Origin of the sequence: Bauldia sp. (genome assembly GCF_965232525.1) — a bacterium.
Classification (GTDB): Bacteria; Pseudomonadota; Alphaproteobacteria; order Rhizobiales; family Kaistiaceae; genus Bauldia.
Map to the genome: position 1 here is coordinate 3,942,801 of NZ_OZ246980.1, position 15,848 is coordinate 3,958,648.

Annotated in this window: 14 protein-coding genes; 4 read left to right on the top strand and 10 right to left on the bottom strand. The window is 64.1% G+C overall.

Translation table 11 applies throughout. From position 1 onward, the window contains the following. Window positions 1–4: 4 nt before the first annotated feature. The 10 genes from ACO076_RS18700 to ACO076_RS18745 form a co-directional block, all read right to left on the bottom strand. Window positions 5–1,921: a beta-N-acetylhexosaminidase gene (locus tag ACO076_RS18700; RefSeq protein WP_421724326.1), complete on the bottom strand. Its 1,917-nt coding sequence runs from the start codon at window positions 1,919–1,921 to the stop codon at window positions 5–7. 622 nt (window positions 1,922–2,543) lie between these two features. After that, window positions 2,544–3,683, bottom strand: coding sequence for an ABC transporter ATP-binding protein (locus tag ACO076_RS18705; protein ID WP_421724327.1), 1,140 nt, complete (start codon window positions 3,681–3,683; stop codon window positions 2,544–2,546). A gap of 58 nt (window positions 3,684–3,741) precedes the next feature. After that, window positions 3,742–4,953, bottom strand: coding sequence for an ABC transporter substrate-binding protein (locus ACO076_RS18710; protein ID WP_421724328.1), 1,212 nt, complete (start codon window positions 4,951–4,953; stop codon window positions 3,742–3,744). A gap of 38 nt (window positions 4,954–4,991) precedes the next feature. Next, on the bottom strand, window positions 4,992–5,834 hold the full coding sequence (locus tag ACO076_RS18715; RefSeq protein WP_421724329.1) for a carbohydrate ABC transporter permease: 843 nt from the start codon (window positions 5,832–5,834) through the stop codon (window positions 4,992–4,994). Next, window positions 5,824–6,720 carry a carbohydrate ABC transporter permease gene (locus ACO076_RS18720; protein WP_421724330.1) on the bottom strand — a complete coding sequence of 299 codons (897 nt, stop codon included), beginning with the start codon at window positions 6,718–6,720 and terminating at the stop codon, window positions 5,824–5,826. The genes ACO076_RS18715 and ACO076_RS18720 overlap by 11 nt, the downstream gene beginning before the upstream one ends. Before the next feature lie 356 nt (window positions 6,721–7,076). Continuing rightward, window positions 7,077–8,240, bottom strand: a complete 1,164-nt coding sequence (locus ACO076_RS18725; RefSeq protein ID WP_421724331.1) for a Gfo/Idh/MocA family protein — start codon at window positions 8,238–8,240, stop codon at window positions 7,077–7,079. 641 nt (window positions 8,241–8,881) lie between these two features. Beyond that, entirely contained in the window at window positions 8,882–9,370 is a 489-nt protein-coding gene (locus tag ACO076_RS18730) for a hypothetical protein (protein WP_421724332.1), read from the bottom strand. 210 nt (window positions 9,371–9,580) lie between these two features. Then, window positions 9,581–10,447, bottom strand: a complete 867-nt coding sequence (locus ACO076_RS18735) for an SDR family oxidoreductase (RefSeq protein WP_421724333.1) — start codon at window positions 10,445–10,447, stop codon at window positions 9,581–9,583. Beyond that, entirely contained in the window at window positions 10,444–10,566 is a 123-nt protein-coding gene (locus tag ACO076_RS18740) for a hypothetical protein (RefSeq protein ID WP_421724334.1), read from the bottom strand. Before ACO076_RS18740 ends, ACO076_RS18735 begins: the two co-directional genes overlap by 4 nt. A 43-nt stretch (window positions 10,567–10,609) precedes the next feature. Continuing rightward, window positions 10,610–11,662: an HAD family hydrolase gene (locus tag ACO076_RS18745; RefSeq protein WP_421724335.1), complete on the bottom strand. Its 1,053-nt coding sequence runs from the start codon at window positions 11,660–11,662 to the stop codon at window positions 10,610–10,612. 308 nt (window positions 11,663–11,970) lie between these two features. On the opposite strand from ACO076_RS18745, the gene ACO076_RS18750 reads away from it, so the two are divergent. The 4 genes from ACO076_RS18750 to ACO076_RS18765 all read left to right on the top strand — a co-directional run bounded on the left by ACO076_RS18750 (window position 11,971) and on the right by ACO076_RS18765 (window position 15,817). After that, window positions 11,971–12,591: a YdeI/OmpD-associated family protein gene (locus ACO076_RS18750; protein WP_421726776.1), complete on the top strand. Its 621-nt coding sequence runs from the start codon at window positions 11,971–11,973 to the stop codon at window positions 12,589–12,591. A gap of 53 nt (window positions 12,592–12,644) precedes the next feature. Continuing rightward, window positions 12,645–13,451 carry a phosphotransferase gene (locus ACO076_RS18755; protein WP_421724336.1) on the top strand — a complete coding sequence of 269 codons (807 nt, stop codon included), beginning with the start codon at window positions 12,645–12,647 and terminating at the stop codon, window positions 13,449–13,451. Window positions 13,452–13,575: 124 nt separating this feature from the next. Beyond that, a complete protein-coding gene (locus ACO076_RS18760) occupies window positions 13,576–14,337 on the top strand; it encodes a type II CAAX prenyl endopeptidase Rce1 family protein (protein WP_421724337.1) in 762 nt (253 codons plus the stop codon). Between the two features lie 130 nt (window positions 14,338–14,467). Further along, on the top strand, window positions 14,468–15,817 hold the full coding sequence (locus ACO076_RS18765) for an esterase-like activity of phytase family protein (RefSeq protein WP_421724338.1): 1,350 nt from the start codon (window positions 14,468–14,470) through the stop codon (window positions 15,815–15,817). The last annotated feature ends 31 nt before the right edge of the window (window positions 15,818–15,848 follow it).

Sequence of the window (15,848 nt, forward strand, 5' to 3'; positions counted from 1 at the left end):
TCGCTCAAAGCTCCGGCAGGAAGCGTGAAAGGGCGGCGAACCGTTGCCAGTCCTTTGATGCCGGATCGGACCAGCCGGCTTCGGCCACCGATCCAAGCCGCGGGAACACCATGTGGTTGAACTGCGCCGGCGAGATCAGGTGCTCCGACCAGATTCCAGCTTGCACGCCGATCAGTCGGCCCTCGGCATCCTGCGGCAGCCCGTCGGTCGGCTCGTAGGCGTAGCAATCCTCCGGCGTCGAGACGCCCGCCCAGCTCGCCCCCGGCTCGGACCAGCCCGACGCCTGCACCATGTCCATGTAGAAGCGCTGGCCGGGGCTGGCGACGACCTCATAGCCGGCTTCGATCAGCGCCCCGACCTTCTCGCGCTCGCGCCAGGCGACCAGCAGCGTGTCGCGCGGGATCTCCCCTTCGTCGCCGACCTCGTCCCAGGCCGCCATCTGCTTGCCGAGGCCAAGGATCATCTCTCGTACCCGGTGGGAGAAATACCGGTGCAGATCGCCGGTGGATTTCAGGCCTTCGCGCTCCATCATGTCGCGCGCGGCTGGCGAGGCCAGCCAGGCGCTTTCGTCCACCTCATCACCGCCGATGTGGATGTGTAGTGACGGAAACAGTGTCGCGACCTCGCCCATCACCGTCTGGACGAAGTCATAGGTTGCCGGCAGCGCCGGATTGAGGGCGTTGTTGGGGTAGCCCTGGATCGAGTGATAGGAGGCGGACGGCTCGTCGGGATCGCGCAGATGCGGCAGCGCCTCGAGCACCGCATGGCAGTGCCCGGGCAAATCGATCTCGGGCACGATCTCGACATGGAGCGCCGACGCGTGGGCGACGAGATCGCGCACTTCGTCCTGGCTGTAGTGGCCGCCATACGTGGTCGCGCCGCTTCCCAGTTGCGGCACCATCAGGCAGTCGGCACCGCGCAACGCTCCCACTGACGTCAGCTCGGGCAGTGCCTTGATCTCCAGGCGCCAGCCCTCGTCGTCGGTCAGGTGCCACTGCAGCACGTTCATCTTCAGCCAGGCGAGGATGTCGATGAACCGGCGCACCATATCGGTCGGGTAGAAGTGTCGCGAGACGTCGAGGTGTGAGCCGCGCCAGGCGAACCGGGGCGCGTCCGTGATGGTCCCGCCGGTCGGGAACCCGAAACGGTCGGGGTCGGCGGCCGCGCCCGCAAAGATGTGCGCCAGGGTGATCAGGCCGTAGTCCCGGCCGGCCGCCCCGCCGCACTCCAAGGTCACGCTGTCGGGCGCGAAGGCAATCGCGTAACCGTCTGCGGGCAGTGCCGGATTTTGCCCGAGGGTCAGGGACCGTGTCGCGGACGATTCATGCAGCACGAACGGTCGCTCCGCGACCGGGAAGAGCCGATTGGCGAGTTCCGCGATCCGCGACACCGCCCGGCTATCGTCGATCGCGGTCCCGGCCGCCACGGCGAGCGGCGCGGGCCGTCCCGGGGCGACCTCAACGTCGACCGTGCGCGGCCATGGGGTCACCGCGATCGGCACATCGACCTGTCCCGGCGGCACCTGTTTCAGCGCGCCGCTGTCGTCGCCGGCCTCAAGCAGTAGATCGCCGACCGCCACGTCGATGGTGCTGCCGTCGCCGAGGACCAGATAGGCGGACTTCGGCCCGTCGGTGCGATGCCGCGGCGCGTGGGTCAAGCCGCTCAGCGCCAGCGTCCAGGTCTCGCCGGGCCGGACGGTCAACTCCGGTACGGGCGCGATCTCGTGGAAGTTGGCGACCCGCCGATTGAGCCGGCCGCCCTCGATCAGCCCGCCGTCGGCAACCCGCGTCATCGCGGAATAGGCGAGCACGAAGTCAGACAATGGCGCTGACGACAGGTTGGTCAACTCCAGTGTCATCGTACCGGGGTCGCCGCCACCCTTGGGGGTGTAGCGCGCGTCAAGACGAAAGTCGGCTGTCATTGCTGTTGCCTCGGAGGTTTGTTCAGGATCGGTAGGTGGCCGACCCACTAAGATTCTGGATGTGATGCGTTGGTTGCGCTGATCAAGGCAAGACAGACGTCGCGATCCCTCTCCCCCTTCGTGAAAGTCTTCGCAGCGTGCAAACGCCCCTCTCCCCCCTTGCGGGGGAGACGGCGGAGCTTGGGTCGCGAAGCGATCCTTAGCGGAGCCAGAGGGGGGTGATCCTGCGCTAACCCGCTTGGCGATCGACGCCCGATGTGGTCGCCAACGGATGCGCCGCTACCCCCCTCCCTAACCCTCCCCCGCACGGGGGGAGGGAAATCGGCGTTGGCCGCGAAGGGCGCGTCAGCACTGCTCGGATCAATTCCCGCTTTCGCGGGAGTGAGTGAGGTGTTTCCTCTCCCCTTGTGGGAGAGGATAGCGAGGCTTGCCGGCGAAGCCGACTTAGCCGAGCTTGGTGAGGGGTGTTCACGGTAGCCGGTGTTTATCAAGGCTCTCACCCTCCCTCACCCGGTTTGCCTAGGCTCGTCTCCTCGCCAAGGCAAACCTGCCCTCCCCCGCATCGAGGAAGGCGAGCCACCGCGACGCCGCTTCAAACTGTCAAAACCGTCCAGCACCTAACCTACGCTTTTCCCGAATGCGCCAGCAGCGTCGGATCGATGGCGGACATCGCCACGCGGCGTTCGAACGCCTGGCCGTTGGAATCGAACAGATGGCAATCGGCTGCTGCGATGGTGAGATCGATTGGCTTGCCGACCTCAGCCGAGGTCACCCCCGCGAGCAGGCTGCAGAAGATGTTGTCGCTGCCCTCGATGTTGGCGTAGGCGACGGTATGGATGCCGAGCCGTTCGATCACCGTCGGCGTCGCCGCCAGCGACACGTCGCCGCCGCTGGTGCGAATGTCCTCCGGGCGGATGCCCAGGGTCAGTGTCTGCCCCGTCACATCGCCGCGGGGTTCCACCGGCAGCGTCAGGTCGGCGCCGTTCGGCAACGTCACGGTCACCCCATCGACCGACGACGCCTTGCCGGTCACGTGAATGAAGTTCATCCGGGGATTTCCGATGAACCCGGCCACGAACAGGTTTTGCGGCTTGTGGTAGAGCTCCAGCGGCGTTCCCGCCTGCGAGATCAGTCCGGCGTCGAGAACGACGATCCGGTCCGCCATGGTCATCGCCTCAACCTGATCGTGGGTGACGTAGACCATCGTCGCGTCGAGACTGTTGTGGAGCTTGGCGAGTTCGACGCGCATCTCGGCGCGCAGCGCCGCATCGAGGTTGGAGAGCGGCTCGTCGAACAGAAACACCGACGGCTCCCGCACGATCGCGCGGCCGATGGCGACCCGCTGCCGCTGTCCGCCCGACAGTTGCCCGGGGCGGTATTTCAGCCGTTCGTCGAGCTGCAGGATGGCTGAAGCCCGCCCCACCCTTTCCTTGATCTCGTTCTCCGGCCGGCGTTCGACCCGAAGCGGAAACGCGATGTTTTCGAACACGCTCATATGCGGATAGAGCGCATACGACTGGAACACCATCGCGATGCCGCGCTTGACCGGCGGCAGATCGTTGACCACCCGGTCGTCGATCCTGGCCTCGCCCGAGGTGATCTCCTCGAGCCCGGCAATCATCCTGAGCAAGGTCGACTTGCCGCATCCGGACGGGCCGACGAACACCACGAACGCACCGTGCTCGACATCCAGGGAAACGCCCTTGATGACCTCCACGGCCCCAAAGCTCTTGGTGACGTCGATCAGGTTGAGGCGACCCATGGTGATACCCCCGGAGAAACGTCGGGCCCCGGACAACCGGGACCCGACACGGTTTGTCTTACTTGAAGTCTTCGAGCTGCTCGGCGGCGTACTCGACCGCCTCGGCCGGCTCGACTTCACCGAGAACGACGCCCTGGACCGCTTCGTTGATCACGTCCTGCAGGCCGACATAGTCGGTCACGAACGGCTCCGGACCGCCAGTCGGAATGGCGTCGAGGAAGGCCGACCAGGTCGGGTCCTCGTCGCGCAGCGCCTGAACGCCCGGCAGGTCGCGCAGCGGCGTCAGGCCGCCGGCAATCTCGAACTCAAGCTGATTGTCCGGGCTGGTCAGCCACTTGGCCAGCGACAGCGCCTGATCTTCGACACCGGTGTTCTTGAACACGGCCAGCGAGTCGGTGATCAGCAGAGTACCGGGACCACCCATCGGGCCGACCGGGATTGGCGCGACACCCCAGTTCACATCGCCGACCAGGTTCCTCTCCCAAGGACCGGAGATGAACATGCCGATCTGCCCCTCGGTGAACAGCGGGCGAAGCTTGGCACGGTCATAGGCGATCGGTCCCGGCTGCGAGACGTCAACCAGCTTGCCATAGAATTCCAATGCCCCGACGTTGTTCGGCGAATTGAAAACGATCTCGCCATTGTCGTCGATCACCGCACCGCCGTTGGTGTACACGTAGTTGAGAAACTGGTGCATCGTGTTGTCGAACGATGCGGCGGCAAGACCGAAACCGTCGGCTTCGGTGTTGTCCTTGATCGTCTGGGCGAAGGTGAACATCTCGTCCCAGGTCTTGGGCGGCGTCTCCGGATCGAGGCCGGCTGCCTCGAACAGGTCCTTGTTCCAGTAAAGCGCCTTGGTCGAGAAGGCACGCGGCGAGCCCCACACCATGCCGTTGGCGGTTACCGTACCGAGAACCGGCGGCGCGTAAGTCGCCTTTTCCTCATCGGTCAGATCGATCGGAATGATGAGATCGTTCTGGGCCAACTGCTTCAGGGTTCGTGACCCGAGATAGGCGATGGCCGGCGCGTTACCGGCCGAAGCCAGCGTCGTCGATTTCTCCTGGCACTGGCCCCAAGGCACATACTCGACGTCGACCTTGAAGCCCGGATTGGCGGCTTCCCATTCGCCTACCAACCTGGCCTGCACGGCCGCGTCCTCATCGGAGTTGTCTCCGCAGTTGATCATGTGGAGGCGCGTATCGTCGGCGCTGGCCACACTTGCGGCGCCGAGTGCTAACGCACTTCCCAATAGCAACGAAAGAACCTTCATGAATCATCTCCCTTGCTTTCTGCCACCAGACGGATCTCTCACTCCTTGACCGCCCCGGCGGTGAGGCCGGCGACGATGTATCGCTGGAGAAAGACGTACACGATCAGCACTGGCAGGATGCCGACCAGACTTGCGGCCATCAGCTCGTTCCACACGACGGTCTGGCGACCGAAGAACTGGAACAAGCCAACGGGAAGCGGGTTCAACTCGTTGGTCGAGTTGAATGTCAGAGCGAACAGGAACTGCTGGGCGTAAGCCGTGATGAACGTGGCGATCGCAACCACCACGATGCCCGGAAGCGCGATTGGAATGATCACCCGCCGCAGGGTGTAGATGCGATCGGCGCCATCCGCCCAGGCTGCCTCTTCGAGCTCCTTCGGAATCCGCAGGAGATAAGAGCGCAGCAACCAGATGCCGGTCGGGATCGCGAACGCAGCACCCGGGATGATCATCGCCGCATAGGTGTTGAGCAGGCCGACCGCCAGCATCAGCTTGAACAGCGGGATGATCAGCACGGCGCCGCTCACCATGTTGATGGCGAGGAAAGCACCCAGCAATCCGTTGCGACCCTTGAACTCGAACCGCGCGAAGGCGTAGGCGGCGGGGATCACCACGATCAGCACGATCAGCGTCACCGAGCAGGCGATGAAGAAGCTGTTGATCATGTAGCGCCACAGCAGCGGCACGTTCTCCCACATGTCGACATAGGCGGCGAAGCTCATGTTCTCGGTGATGAACCGATAGGGGATTGAAAACAGGCCATCGATCGGCCGCATCGAGACCACGAACGCCTCGACGAAGGGCGCGAGAACGAACACCAGGAACACGGCGATGCCGGCGTAGATCAGGACGTATTCCCACCAGCGGTATTTATTTATCATTGACCAGCGCCCGTTTGCCGATCCGCGAGATCATCACGAAATAGAACCCCGAGAACAGGGAGAGGAACAGGACGATCATGACCGCTCGCGCGGCACCTTCGCCATATTTGAAGCGACTGATCGCCGTCTTGTAGGTGTCGATGATCATGGTCGTCGTCGCGCCGCGCGGCCCGCCCTCGGTCAGGATCCAGATGATGTCGAAGGAGTTGAAGGTCCAAATTGCCGAGAGCAGCGACATGGTCGCGATCGCCGGCATGATCAGCGGCAGCGTGATGCGGCGGAAACGATAGAAGCGCGAGGCGCCGTCCACCCAGGCGGCTTCGTGCAGGTCGTTGGGAATCCCCTGCATGGCCGCCAGCAGGTAGAGCGTCACCAGCGGCGTGCCGATCCACACGTCAGTGACCACCGTCGCCATGAAGGCGGTGTCCCGGAACGCCAGAAATTCCAGCGGCGCGGAGATCAGATCGAAACGCTGAAGCAGCCCGGAGATCATCCCGAACTGCCCGTTATACATCCACGTCCAGATGAAGACGCCGATCGCGATCGGCACCACCCACGGCGGCATCACCAGGACGCGGAACAGGCTCCGCCCGGGAACGGCGGCATTGAGCAGAACGGCGCCGAGCGTTCCGATGATGATCTTGAGGCCGACCGACAGCGCCATCCAATAGAAGGTTCGGGCGATTACCTCGGGAAAGCCGCGCGAGAACATCCGTTCGTAGTTCTCGAACCCGACATACTCCTCGACCGGGCTCAGCGTGGAGTTGGTGAACGACAGCCGGAAGGTTTCGACCAGCGGCCACGCGACGATCGCCAGCGTCACCACACCCGCCGGCACCAGCAGGAAGTACGGGAAATAGTCGATTTTCCGTGCCGTGACCGCCATGGGGCTGCTACCGCCTCGCCACGAGTATCAAGGCCGTTGTAGGCTCGACCGAATCGATGAAGCCGATCGTGGAAGCACCGTCCTCGCTTCTCCTTGGGGAGAGGAAGGTTTGACTTGGTGAGCGCGCTTGAAACCTCTTGCGTCCTTCGAGGCGCGCGTGCCGCGCGCACCTCAGGATGAGGTCGAAGTGGAGGCTCCCAGGATGCGGTTGGCCGAGTTCTTTGCGATCGATCCGGAAGGCGCACTGGACGCTCACAACAACGGCCTCATTCTGAGGTGCGAGGGCGAGAGCCCGAGCCTCGAAGAACGCACTGCGTCTCCGTCCACCATCCTTCCTCGCCGCTTGTTTCGACTCATTAACTCAGCCCATAGCTGTCGAACTGTTGCCAGGTGTCGCGCAGGTCAACCACCGAGCGCAACTGGCGCGCTTCGTCCATCTTGATCGCCGTCAGCCCGGCAACCAGCGCATCGAGCACCGTGACCGGCAGCGGCGTGCCGTCAGCGAGGTAGGCGGCGACATCCCGCGCCATCTCCTCGTCGGAGAGTGAGTGACTGGCGCCGTCGCGATCGAGATCGCCGCGGTCCACCAGAAGTTCGCCGCCGATATCGTGAATGCGCAGATAGTTGCGGTTGAAGTCGCCCTCCGCCATGCCCTGCGTTCCGAACACCGCGAAGCGGCGAAACTCGTCGGGCGCGTTGAGCGTGGTGTGGAAACAGAGATTGACGCCGTTGTCGTATTCGACGATCGATGTCTGGTAGTCGACGATATCGCCGTCCGAGGTATAGGCATCGTCGGCGCTGCCGCCCCATCGGGGTCGGAAGGAACTGACCTTGCCCGGAGTGTCGGGGATCGAAAACCGCGCGCTGAGCGACTGGTTTTCCGGGACGAACACCTTGCGTCCGCCGAAGCTCGCCACATAGGACGGTCGCGCGCCGGCGATCCCCTGATAGAGATCGATGTCGTGGCAGCATTTCTCCAGCATGAAGCCGCCGCTTTTGGCCGCATGCCGGCGCCAGTCGCGGTGAAAGAAGCTGCCGTGGTGGGGCGCGATATGCTCGCTCGCCTCGATGGAGACGATGTCGCCGAGGACGCCGTCGCTCTGGGCTTGGCGCACGGCCTTGTAGAGCGGCGCGTAGCGCAGGACCAGGCCGACCATGATGCGTTCGCGACCGCCATGGTCGCGCAGCAGCCCCATCAGCCGCATGGTCTCCGCCTCGGAGATCACGACCGGCTTCTCGCAGAAGATGTGCTTCACATCGCTGCGAAGCGCCGTTTCGAGCTGATCGATGTGCTTGTAGTTGGGCGTCGCGATCATCAGCAAATCCAGCGTTTCGCTGGCGAGCATCTGATCGAGATCGTCGTAGCTTTTCAGGGTCGAACCGGTCGCCGCCTCAAGGGCCGAGAGACCGGCCGGGGTCGGGTCGCAATAGGCAACGAAATCCAAGTCCGAACTGGCGGAATGCAGTTTCGCGGCGACGTTCGCCGCGCGGGCGCCCAACCCGATAACACCGGCCTTCATGCGACTCCCGCGGCGCCACGCCTGCCACGCTCCGAGCACGACAGATGGCGCAAACCGATTATCTGGAAACGCGTTATGGCGATCATGGCACCATCGTCCAACGGCAGCGCAATAATATCAAGCGGCATGTGTGATAACGCTGCTACTTGGCACCCGGCCGCCTTTCCACCCTTGCGGGGGAGACGGCGGAGCTTGGCGTCGCGCAGCGCGCCGTAGCGAAGCCAGAGGGGGGTCGAACAGCGTCTTCCCTCCAGTCCGCGGTGCCCAATCCCAACGGCCTCGCCGGTTTGCAGAAACGCAAAGTCGTTGCGAACCGGCGCGTCCGCACGGACCGATGGGACCGGGTCAGTAGCGAAACCCGGCCGCGAAGCGGTGGTCGGCCTGGTCCGGCTCGTTCCGCGCCGCGCCATAGTCCGGCGAACGCGAACAGCGCGAAGCCCGACAGCCAGCCGACGCACGCCGACCCGATGGTTCATCTCGCCTGACCCCCAACACCCCAGTGTTTGAAAAGTGCATGAATGCATCCGGCGCCGCAAGGCGGTTGCAACGCCGATCGAGACAAAGGCGATCGTTTCGTCCTGTGGGTGGACGGCGTCGGCCCTGCGTCCGGGACTGCGAACCGTACCGCTGGTGGAGAAAACCTAGCCGCAGTCCAGGTCGAACCGCCGCACCGGAGCATCGCCTGGTGGACCGGTTATCTCGCCGCGCACCCTGGCGAAGGCGCCGGTTCCGCCGACAATGCCGTTCGTGGCTTTGCTTGCCATGCCGCGCGGCCTGGTGTCGTTGGTTCGGTAGTAGAGATTGCGGGTGAACAGCAGGTCGCCGTCGGGGAACTCCCAGACGTGATCGCCCACAAACTTATGAACATCATCGTCACCGACTTCGATGATCTTGTTGCGGTAGTGGAGCTTGATAACGTCATCGGTGCGCGGGTCGATGAAATCCATGATCCCGGTCCGAATATCGCCGATCGAGTCGCCTTCCGGCGGCACGTCGATCAGGGTCACCGTCTTCACGTCGCCGATCAGCTCGAACGTGCCGCAATAGGCTTCCGAGCCGAGCGATGGCGCGCTGACCAGGCCAGCGGCCAGAACCGCCGTCAGAAAAACCGGCGTCTTGTACGATCTCATGATGCGTCTCCCTTGGTGCTAATACATCCCCTTGGCCACGGTAGATGACGACTCCCGCAACAGCCATCGTCATCGCGGATCGGTCTCCCGTCGGGTGACCGCGCCCTGGGGACGAACCCCTAACCACCGACCGAGCCCAAACACCCCCAAACCTCGCGGACCAGGAAGTAGCGGGCTTTGCGCTGCTCTTGGTGGCATCGGGATCAAGGATCAGGAGGCTTCGTCAAGCCAAAGCTTGGCAGTCTCCTGGACAAAGTCCCGATAGCGTCGCGGGGACCGCCCGAGGATAGCGTCCTGCATGCCCCGACCCGCCTCATTCAGGGGATGGCCATCGGTGTCGAACTGCTGCTTGATGGCATCGAGGTCGAACACCAGCCACGGCGGCATCGTCGACTGAATCTTGGCCCATACGTCCCTGCACTGGCTGGGTGGCGCTATTGGCCGACCGAGGGCTTCGGACCAAATCGCCGCCGTCTCGTCGCCGTTTGGCGCGTCCGGCGAGGAGAGCAACACGGTTTCGTCGATCGCCTTACCGTCAAGGAGTGCCGCAACGGCGACGTCGGCGATATCGCGGACATCGACGCGAGCGACGGGCGTCGGACCGATGGGAAAGGCGTAGGCGCCGTTCATGATAGCGTCCTTCACCCAATAGTCGTTCTGGAAGAAAAAGGTTGGCCGCATGATGGTGTAGGGGATGCCGCTGGCCCTGATTGCCGCCTCGATGCCCACCTTGGAGCCGGTCGATGGCATGAAGGGGGCGTGGACCGAGATATCGCTCGACAGATAAACGAGATGCTCCGGCTTGCGGTACGTCATGACGTTGACCGAGGTCAGTCCGTGATAGGCCTCCATTGGGCTCATCGCCAAGGCCATGTAGACCGCACGAACACCGTCGAGGGCATCGCGGATGATGCCGGGATCGTCGAGATCGCCGACGAAGGCTTCGACGCCTTCAGGCAGCGATTGGATCCGCGCCTCGTCGCGGGTGACCACCCGGACGGGCTCGCCGCGCGCAAGCAGCAGTGGGACGAGTGCCTGACCGACATTGCCGGTGCCGCCGATGCATAAGACAGTCATCTCACGTCTCCGATCAGCTCGAACATGCCGCAATAGGCTTCCGAGCCGAGCGATGGCGCGCTGACCAGGCCAGCGGCCAGGACCGCCGTCAGAAAAACCGGGGTTTTGTACGATCTCATGATGCGTCTCCCTTTTTGTTGAACCTCCGTCGATCCCTCTGGCTCATTCGGCGTCGCCCGCCGTCGACTCGGCTTCCTCGAAGGCGAAGATGCGCTTCCAGTCCTCCTTCATCGATACGACATGCCATCCGTCGGACTTCGCCTGGTCCATCAGCGCCTGAGTGAAAACGCCGATGCCGGTGTTCGGCAGGCCGCCGGCCGGCCCATAGGCGTATTCGCGCTCCGCGTCGTCGTGGTAGACGATCAGCGCCATGCGGTCGCCGCTGCCGGATCGGGTGTATTCGAGCATTTCCTTGTCACCGCCGGAATTGCCAAAGGCGAAGATCGGCCGCTGTCCGATATGCAGATCGATGCCCTCGGCCTTGCCGGCCGCATCGGTGACGAAGCCAGCCTTGGACTCGCGAACGATCTCGCCATAGTCCTGGCTGAACGAAAAGGAGGTCTCGATATTGGTCCCGACCACATTCGGCGGCGCGACCCCATAGGTCTCGTCGGCCCAGGCTCGCATGAACGCGATGGACCCGGCGGAAACGATGAAGACCTTGAAGTCATTGTCGCGTAGGTAATCCATCAACTCGATTTGCGGCAGATAAACCAGATCGAGATAGAGCTGATTGAATCGGGGATGGATTGCTGAATCGATCCAGTCGTTGACACGCGCGTCGAATTCTTCGGCCGTCTCGCCGGCGTGGGTGGTCGCGAGCAAATCGGCGAAGCCAGCGGGGCCGAGTCCAAGCACGTGCTGAAAGTTCCCGTCCATCAGCGCCTTGATGTCCGAATTGTCCTGCCATTCCGGATGCGCGGCGCTCAGCCGCTTCGCCTCATCCTCCATAAAGACGAGCTGGGTGTAAATCGGCTGCTCGACCCAGAGCGTCCCGTCGTTGTCGAAGGTCGCAATGCGCTCCTCGGGCCGAACGAAGCCTGGGCCGGCCTCGTCGGTCACCCGCGCCACGAATTCTATGATCGACGTCTTGACCGGACCGTCGTTCCACGACGGCAACGGATCGACCTCCTGGGCACGACCCTCCGGCGCCCAGACGGCTGCGATCAGGAGTATCAATCCCAGCACCAGGTTCGGTCTCGGCCTCAGAAACATCGAAGAAAACTCCCCCGTTCATAGTGAGTGAGACGATGCCGACAAGGTTCGTCAAGGCTATCGTCGTCAATGAATGTAGCGGTTTGGTGAAGGCATCTGTGGCGTTCGAGTTCCATCTGACGCTCGACGGTCGCTCCAAGCCGGCCTGTACCGGCAACGCCGCAACATACACAGTTCGGCGTGCGTCAACCCCGGCGAAGTCCGCTGCTGTCAGCTAGGGTTAGCACGGTTTCTATGACCGCCCGGTATTCGCCTGTGACGGTCCACGCTATGGTCGACGCGCCAGACGACGGTGGCCAACGATGGCGATGATCACGGAAATCGAGGACTACTTCACCAAAGGATGCGGGCGATGCGAGCGCTTCGACACGCCCGATTGCTCGACCCGAAGATGGTCGGACGGCCTCCGCGCCCTCCGTCAAATCTGCCGCGATGCGGGCCTCTCCGAGACGGTGAAATGGGCCCACCCCTGCTACGTGCATGCGGGGCGCAACATCGCGATCATCGGAGCCTTTCGCACCGACTTTCGCCTCAGCTTCTTCGACGCGGCGCTGATGAAGGACCCCGCGGGCCTGCTCGAGCGCCAGGGGGCCAACACCCGGTACGCCGACATGATCCGCTTCACCGACAACGCGCAACCGGCAGAGATGGAGCCGACGCTCGTGTCCTACCTGAAAGAGGCGATGGGCTACGCGGAGGCCGGCGTCAAACCGCCGAAGGACGAGAGTGAGATCGTGTTGCCGGACGAACTGATCGCAGCGCTCGATACGGATGATGAACTCGCGGCGGCCTTTCACCACCTGACACCCGGCCGCCAGAAGAGTTACGTCATCAACCTGAATTCCGCCAAGAAATCCGCAACGCGCGTCTCGCGCATTGCAAAGTTCCGAGATCGCATCCTCGCCGGTAAAGGGGCGATGGAGCGGTAGGCTGGAGCGTCGGCTGTCTATCCGCGTCCCGTGAGCCGGGGTATTCAGATCGCATGAGTGACGAGGAGATAGAGCTGGAGGGCGGCGGCCGGAGCACGGTCTCTCGTCGCGGTTCGGTCGTGTTCCGTCAGTCGGGTCCCTGGTCGTCAACGGTTCTGGCCCTTCTGCGCCATCTCGAAAGCTGTGGGATCGCCGAGGTGCCCCGTGTGGTTGGCAGCGGCTTCGACACTGAGGGTCGGGAGACCCTGACTTACGTTGAAGGTGATTTCGTCCACCCTCGCCCCTGGGGTGAGGATGCGTTCGCCAAGATCGGTCGGCTCCTGCGTCGTCTGCATGATGCCAGCGAGAGCTTCGATCCACCGCAAGATGCATACTGGCAGCCATGGTTCGGTCGTGATCTGGGTAGCTACAAAAGGGTCATCGGACACTGCGACTTTGCCCCATGGAACATCGTCACCAGAGATGGTTTGCCGGTCGCATTGATTGACTGGGAAACCGCCGGCCCGGTCGACGCTCTGGTGGAACTCGGACAGGTGTGCTGGCTCAACGCGCAGCTTCATGACGGTGACGTCGGTCGGCGCGTCGGCCTCGCCGCGCCGGAGCAGCGGGCAAGGCATGTCGCGCTGATCTGCACCGGCTACGGCCTTGCGAGACGTCTCGCGCCCGAGCTGGTTCAGAGCATGATCGACGTCGCGATTGCCGACGCGGCGGAGCAGGCGATTTCTGGCGATGTCCGGGAGGACACCACCGCCACGACTGAGTTATGGGGACTGGCGTGGCGGACGCGGGCCGCCGCGTGGATGATGCGGCATCGCGCATTGCTGACCGCCACGCTTGACGACACTCTCCCGGACGCCTGACGCCCGCCGCCATCGCCGAGCGCCAAGACGTCTCGCGCCCCTTGATCCCAGGCCCGGCCGTCCTTAGGTGCGCTCACCAAAGCGCACCAGCACCTCGGCGGCACGCCAGCAGAGAACAGACGTCATGACCTCCGGCCCCCGCCCATTCGTCTTCTTCGGGCTGCTGTTTCTGTTGTCGGTACCGTTCTGGCTGTTCGGTGCTCTGATCGGCGACGCGCTGCTGCCCGGCCTTCCGGTCAGCGCGCTGATGGTCGTCGCACCGGCGATCGCGGCCGGGCTGCTGGTGTGGCGCGCCGGCGGAGCGGCCGAGCTGACCGCGTTTCTCCGCCGGGCCGGCGATTTCCGTGGCATGCGGCCATGGGTGTGGCTGGTCGCGTTCGGCACCATGCCGGCGGTGATGGTCCTGTCCGGTGTAATCCTGGTGGCCGTCGGCGCGCCGCCGCCCGCGCCGCAGATTGGCCTGACCCAAACCGTCGCGCTCTTCGCCCTCTTCTTCGTCTCGGCCACGGCGGAGGAGCTCGGCTGGACCGCCTACGCCACCCGTCCCCTCGTCAAGGCCCACGGTCTGATCGTTGCCGGTCTGATCATCGGGCTGGTGTCCGTGGTCTGGCATGTGATCCCGCTGTTGCAGGTCGACCGGAGCTGGGACTGGATCGCCTGGTGGGCGCTCGGCACGCTCGCCCGGCGTATGATCATCGTCTGGCTCTATGTGCGCGGCGGTGAGCGGGTTTTCTCCGCCTCGCTCTTTCACGCCATGAACAATGTGAGCTGGATGTTGTTCCCGATTATGGGTTCTCACTACGACCCGGCGAGCACCGCCCTGATCCTGGTCGTGCTGGCGGCGTTCATTCTGGCCCGCAGCGGCAACACACGGGCGTTCGGGTAGCGCCGACCGAAACGCCGAGGGGCGATGCCGCGCCCGCGTCATCCAACCTTCACTGAGCGGTCACGCCGCTGAAAGAACCGAGTGGCCAAGTGAGCCCTCCGTCACAACGCTGATCCGGAGGCTTTCCATCATGATTCTCAAGACTCACATGGCCCGCTTGGCGGTCGCCGCGACGTTTGCCGCAACGCTCGGCACGGTTGCCGCCAACGCCGATAATGTCGTCGTCCCCGCGACGCTCGCCGGCCACGCCGCGATCCCCGCTTTTTCGTTCAGCGCACCGCCGGCCGACGCACCGCAGGAGGCCTGGGTGTCCGGCAAATACACCAACGGCGCCACGCCGGTCCGCGCCCCCCAGAGCCTTGAGCGCAACGGACTGATGCGCCCCTTCTTCGGCCAGCCCTTGCAGGGCTTTTCCGGCTACGCCCACCGCCGCGCCGACGACGGCAGCCTCTACGCACTGATCGACAACGGCTTCGGCTCGAAAGCCAACTCGTCTGACGCCCTGCTCGGCTTCACCCGCATCGCCCCCGATTTCGAGAGCGGCACCATCGCCGTGCTCGACCGGGTCTGGCTGCATGACCCGGACCAGCATGTGCCGTTCCGCATCACCCACGAGGCCACTGACCAGCGCTACCTGACCGGCGCCGACTTCGATCTCGAAGGCATTCAGATCGTCGGCGACACCGTCTGGATCGGCGAGGAGTTCGGCCCCTACCTGATTGCGGCGACGATGGACGGTCGGGTCACCGGCGTCTACCCGACGATGATTGATGGCGAGGAGCTGCGCTCGCCGGATCACCCGTCTCTGCGGATCCCGGCGACCGCCGGCACCGACTGGAAGCTGCCGCGTTCGGGCGGCTATGAGGGTCTGGCGCTGACCCCCGACGGCAGCCTGCTGTGGGGCATGCTCGAGAAGCCGCTGGTCGACGAGACCGGTGAGCCGGAAGGCGACTTCCTCCGCGTCCTCGCGTTCGATCCGTCGTCGCGCGCATGGACCGGGGCGAGCTTCAAGTTCGCGCTGACCCCCGGCGCCGTCGCCATCGGCGACTTCAACTTCATCGACGATACCCGCGCGCTGGTGATCGAACGCGACGGCGGTCAGGGTCATCCGTCGGCGGCCTGCACCGACGGTCAGAGCGACGGTTGCTTCGATCGCCCGGCCGAGGTGAAGCGGGTGACGCTGATCGACACCGCTGATATCGACGACGACGGCTTCGTCCGCCGGGTCGCGCAGATCGACCTGATGGACATTCAGGACCCGAACGGGGTTGACCGGATGCCGGTGACTTCGGGCGACATCCCGGAAGGCGTCTTCGTCTTCCCGTTCGTCACCATCGAGAGCGTGATCCGCGACGGCGACGAGCACATCCTTGTTTCCAACGACAACAACCTGCCGTTCTCCGCCGGCCGCGCCCTCAACGTCGCCGACTCCAACGAGATCATCCGCCTGCACGTGCCGGAACTGCTGTCGGCTGAATAGTCATCGCGACAGACGACATGAAGGGGTGGCG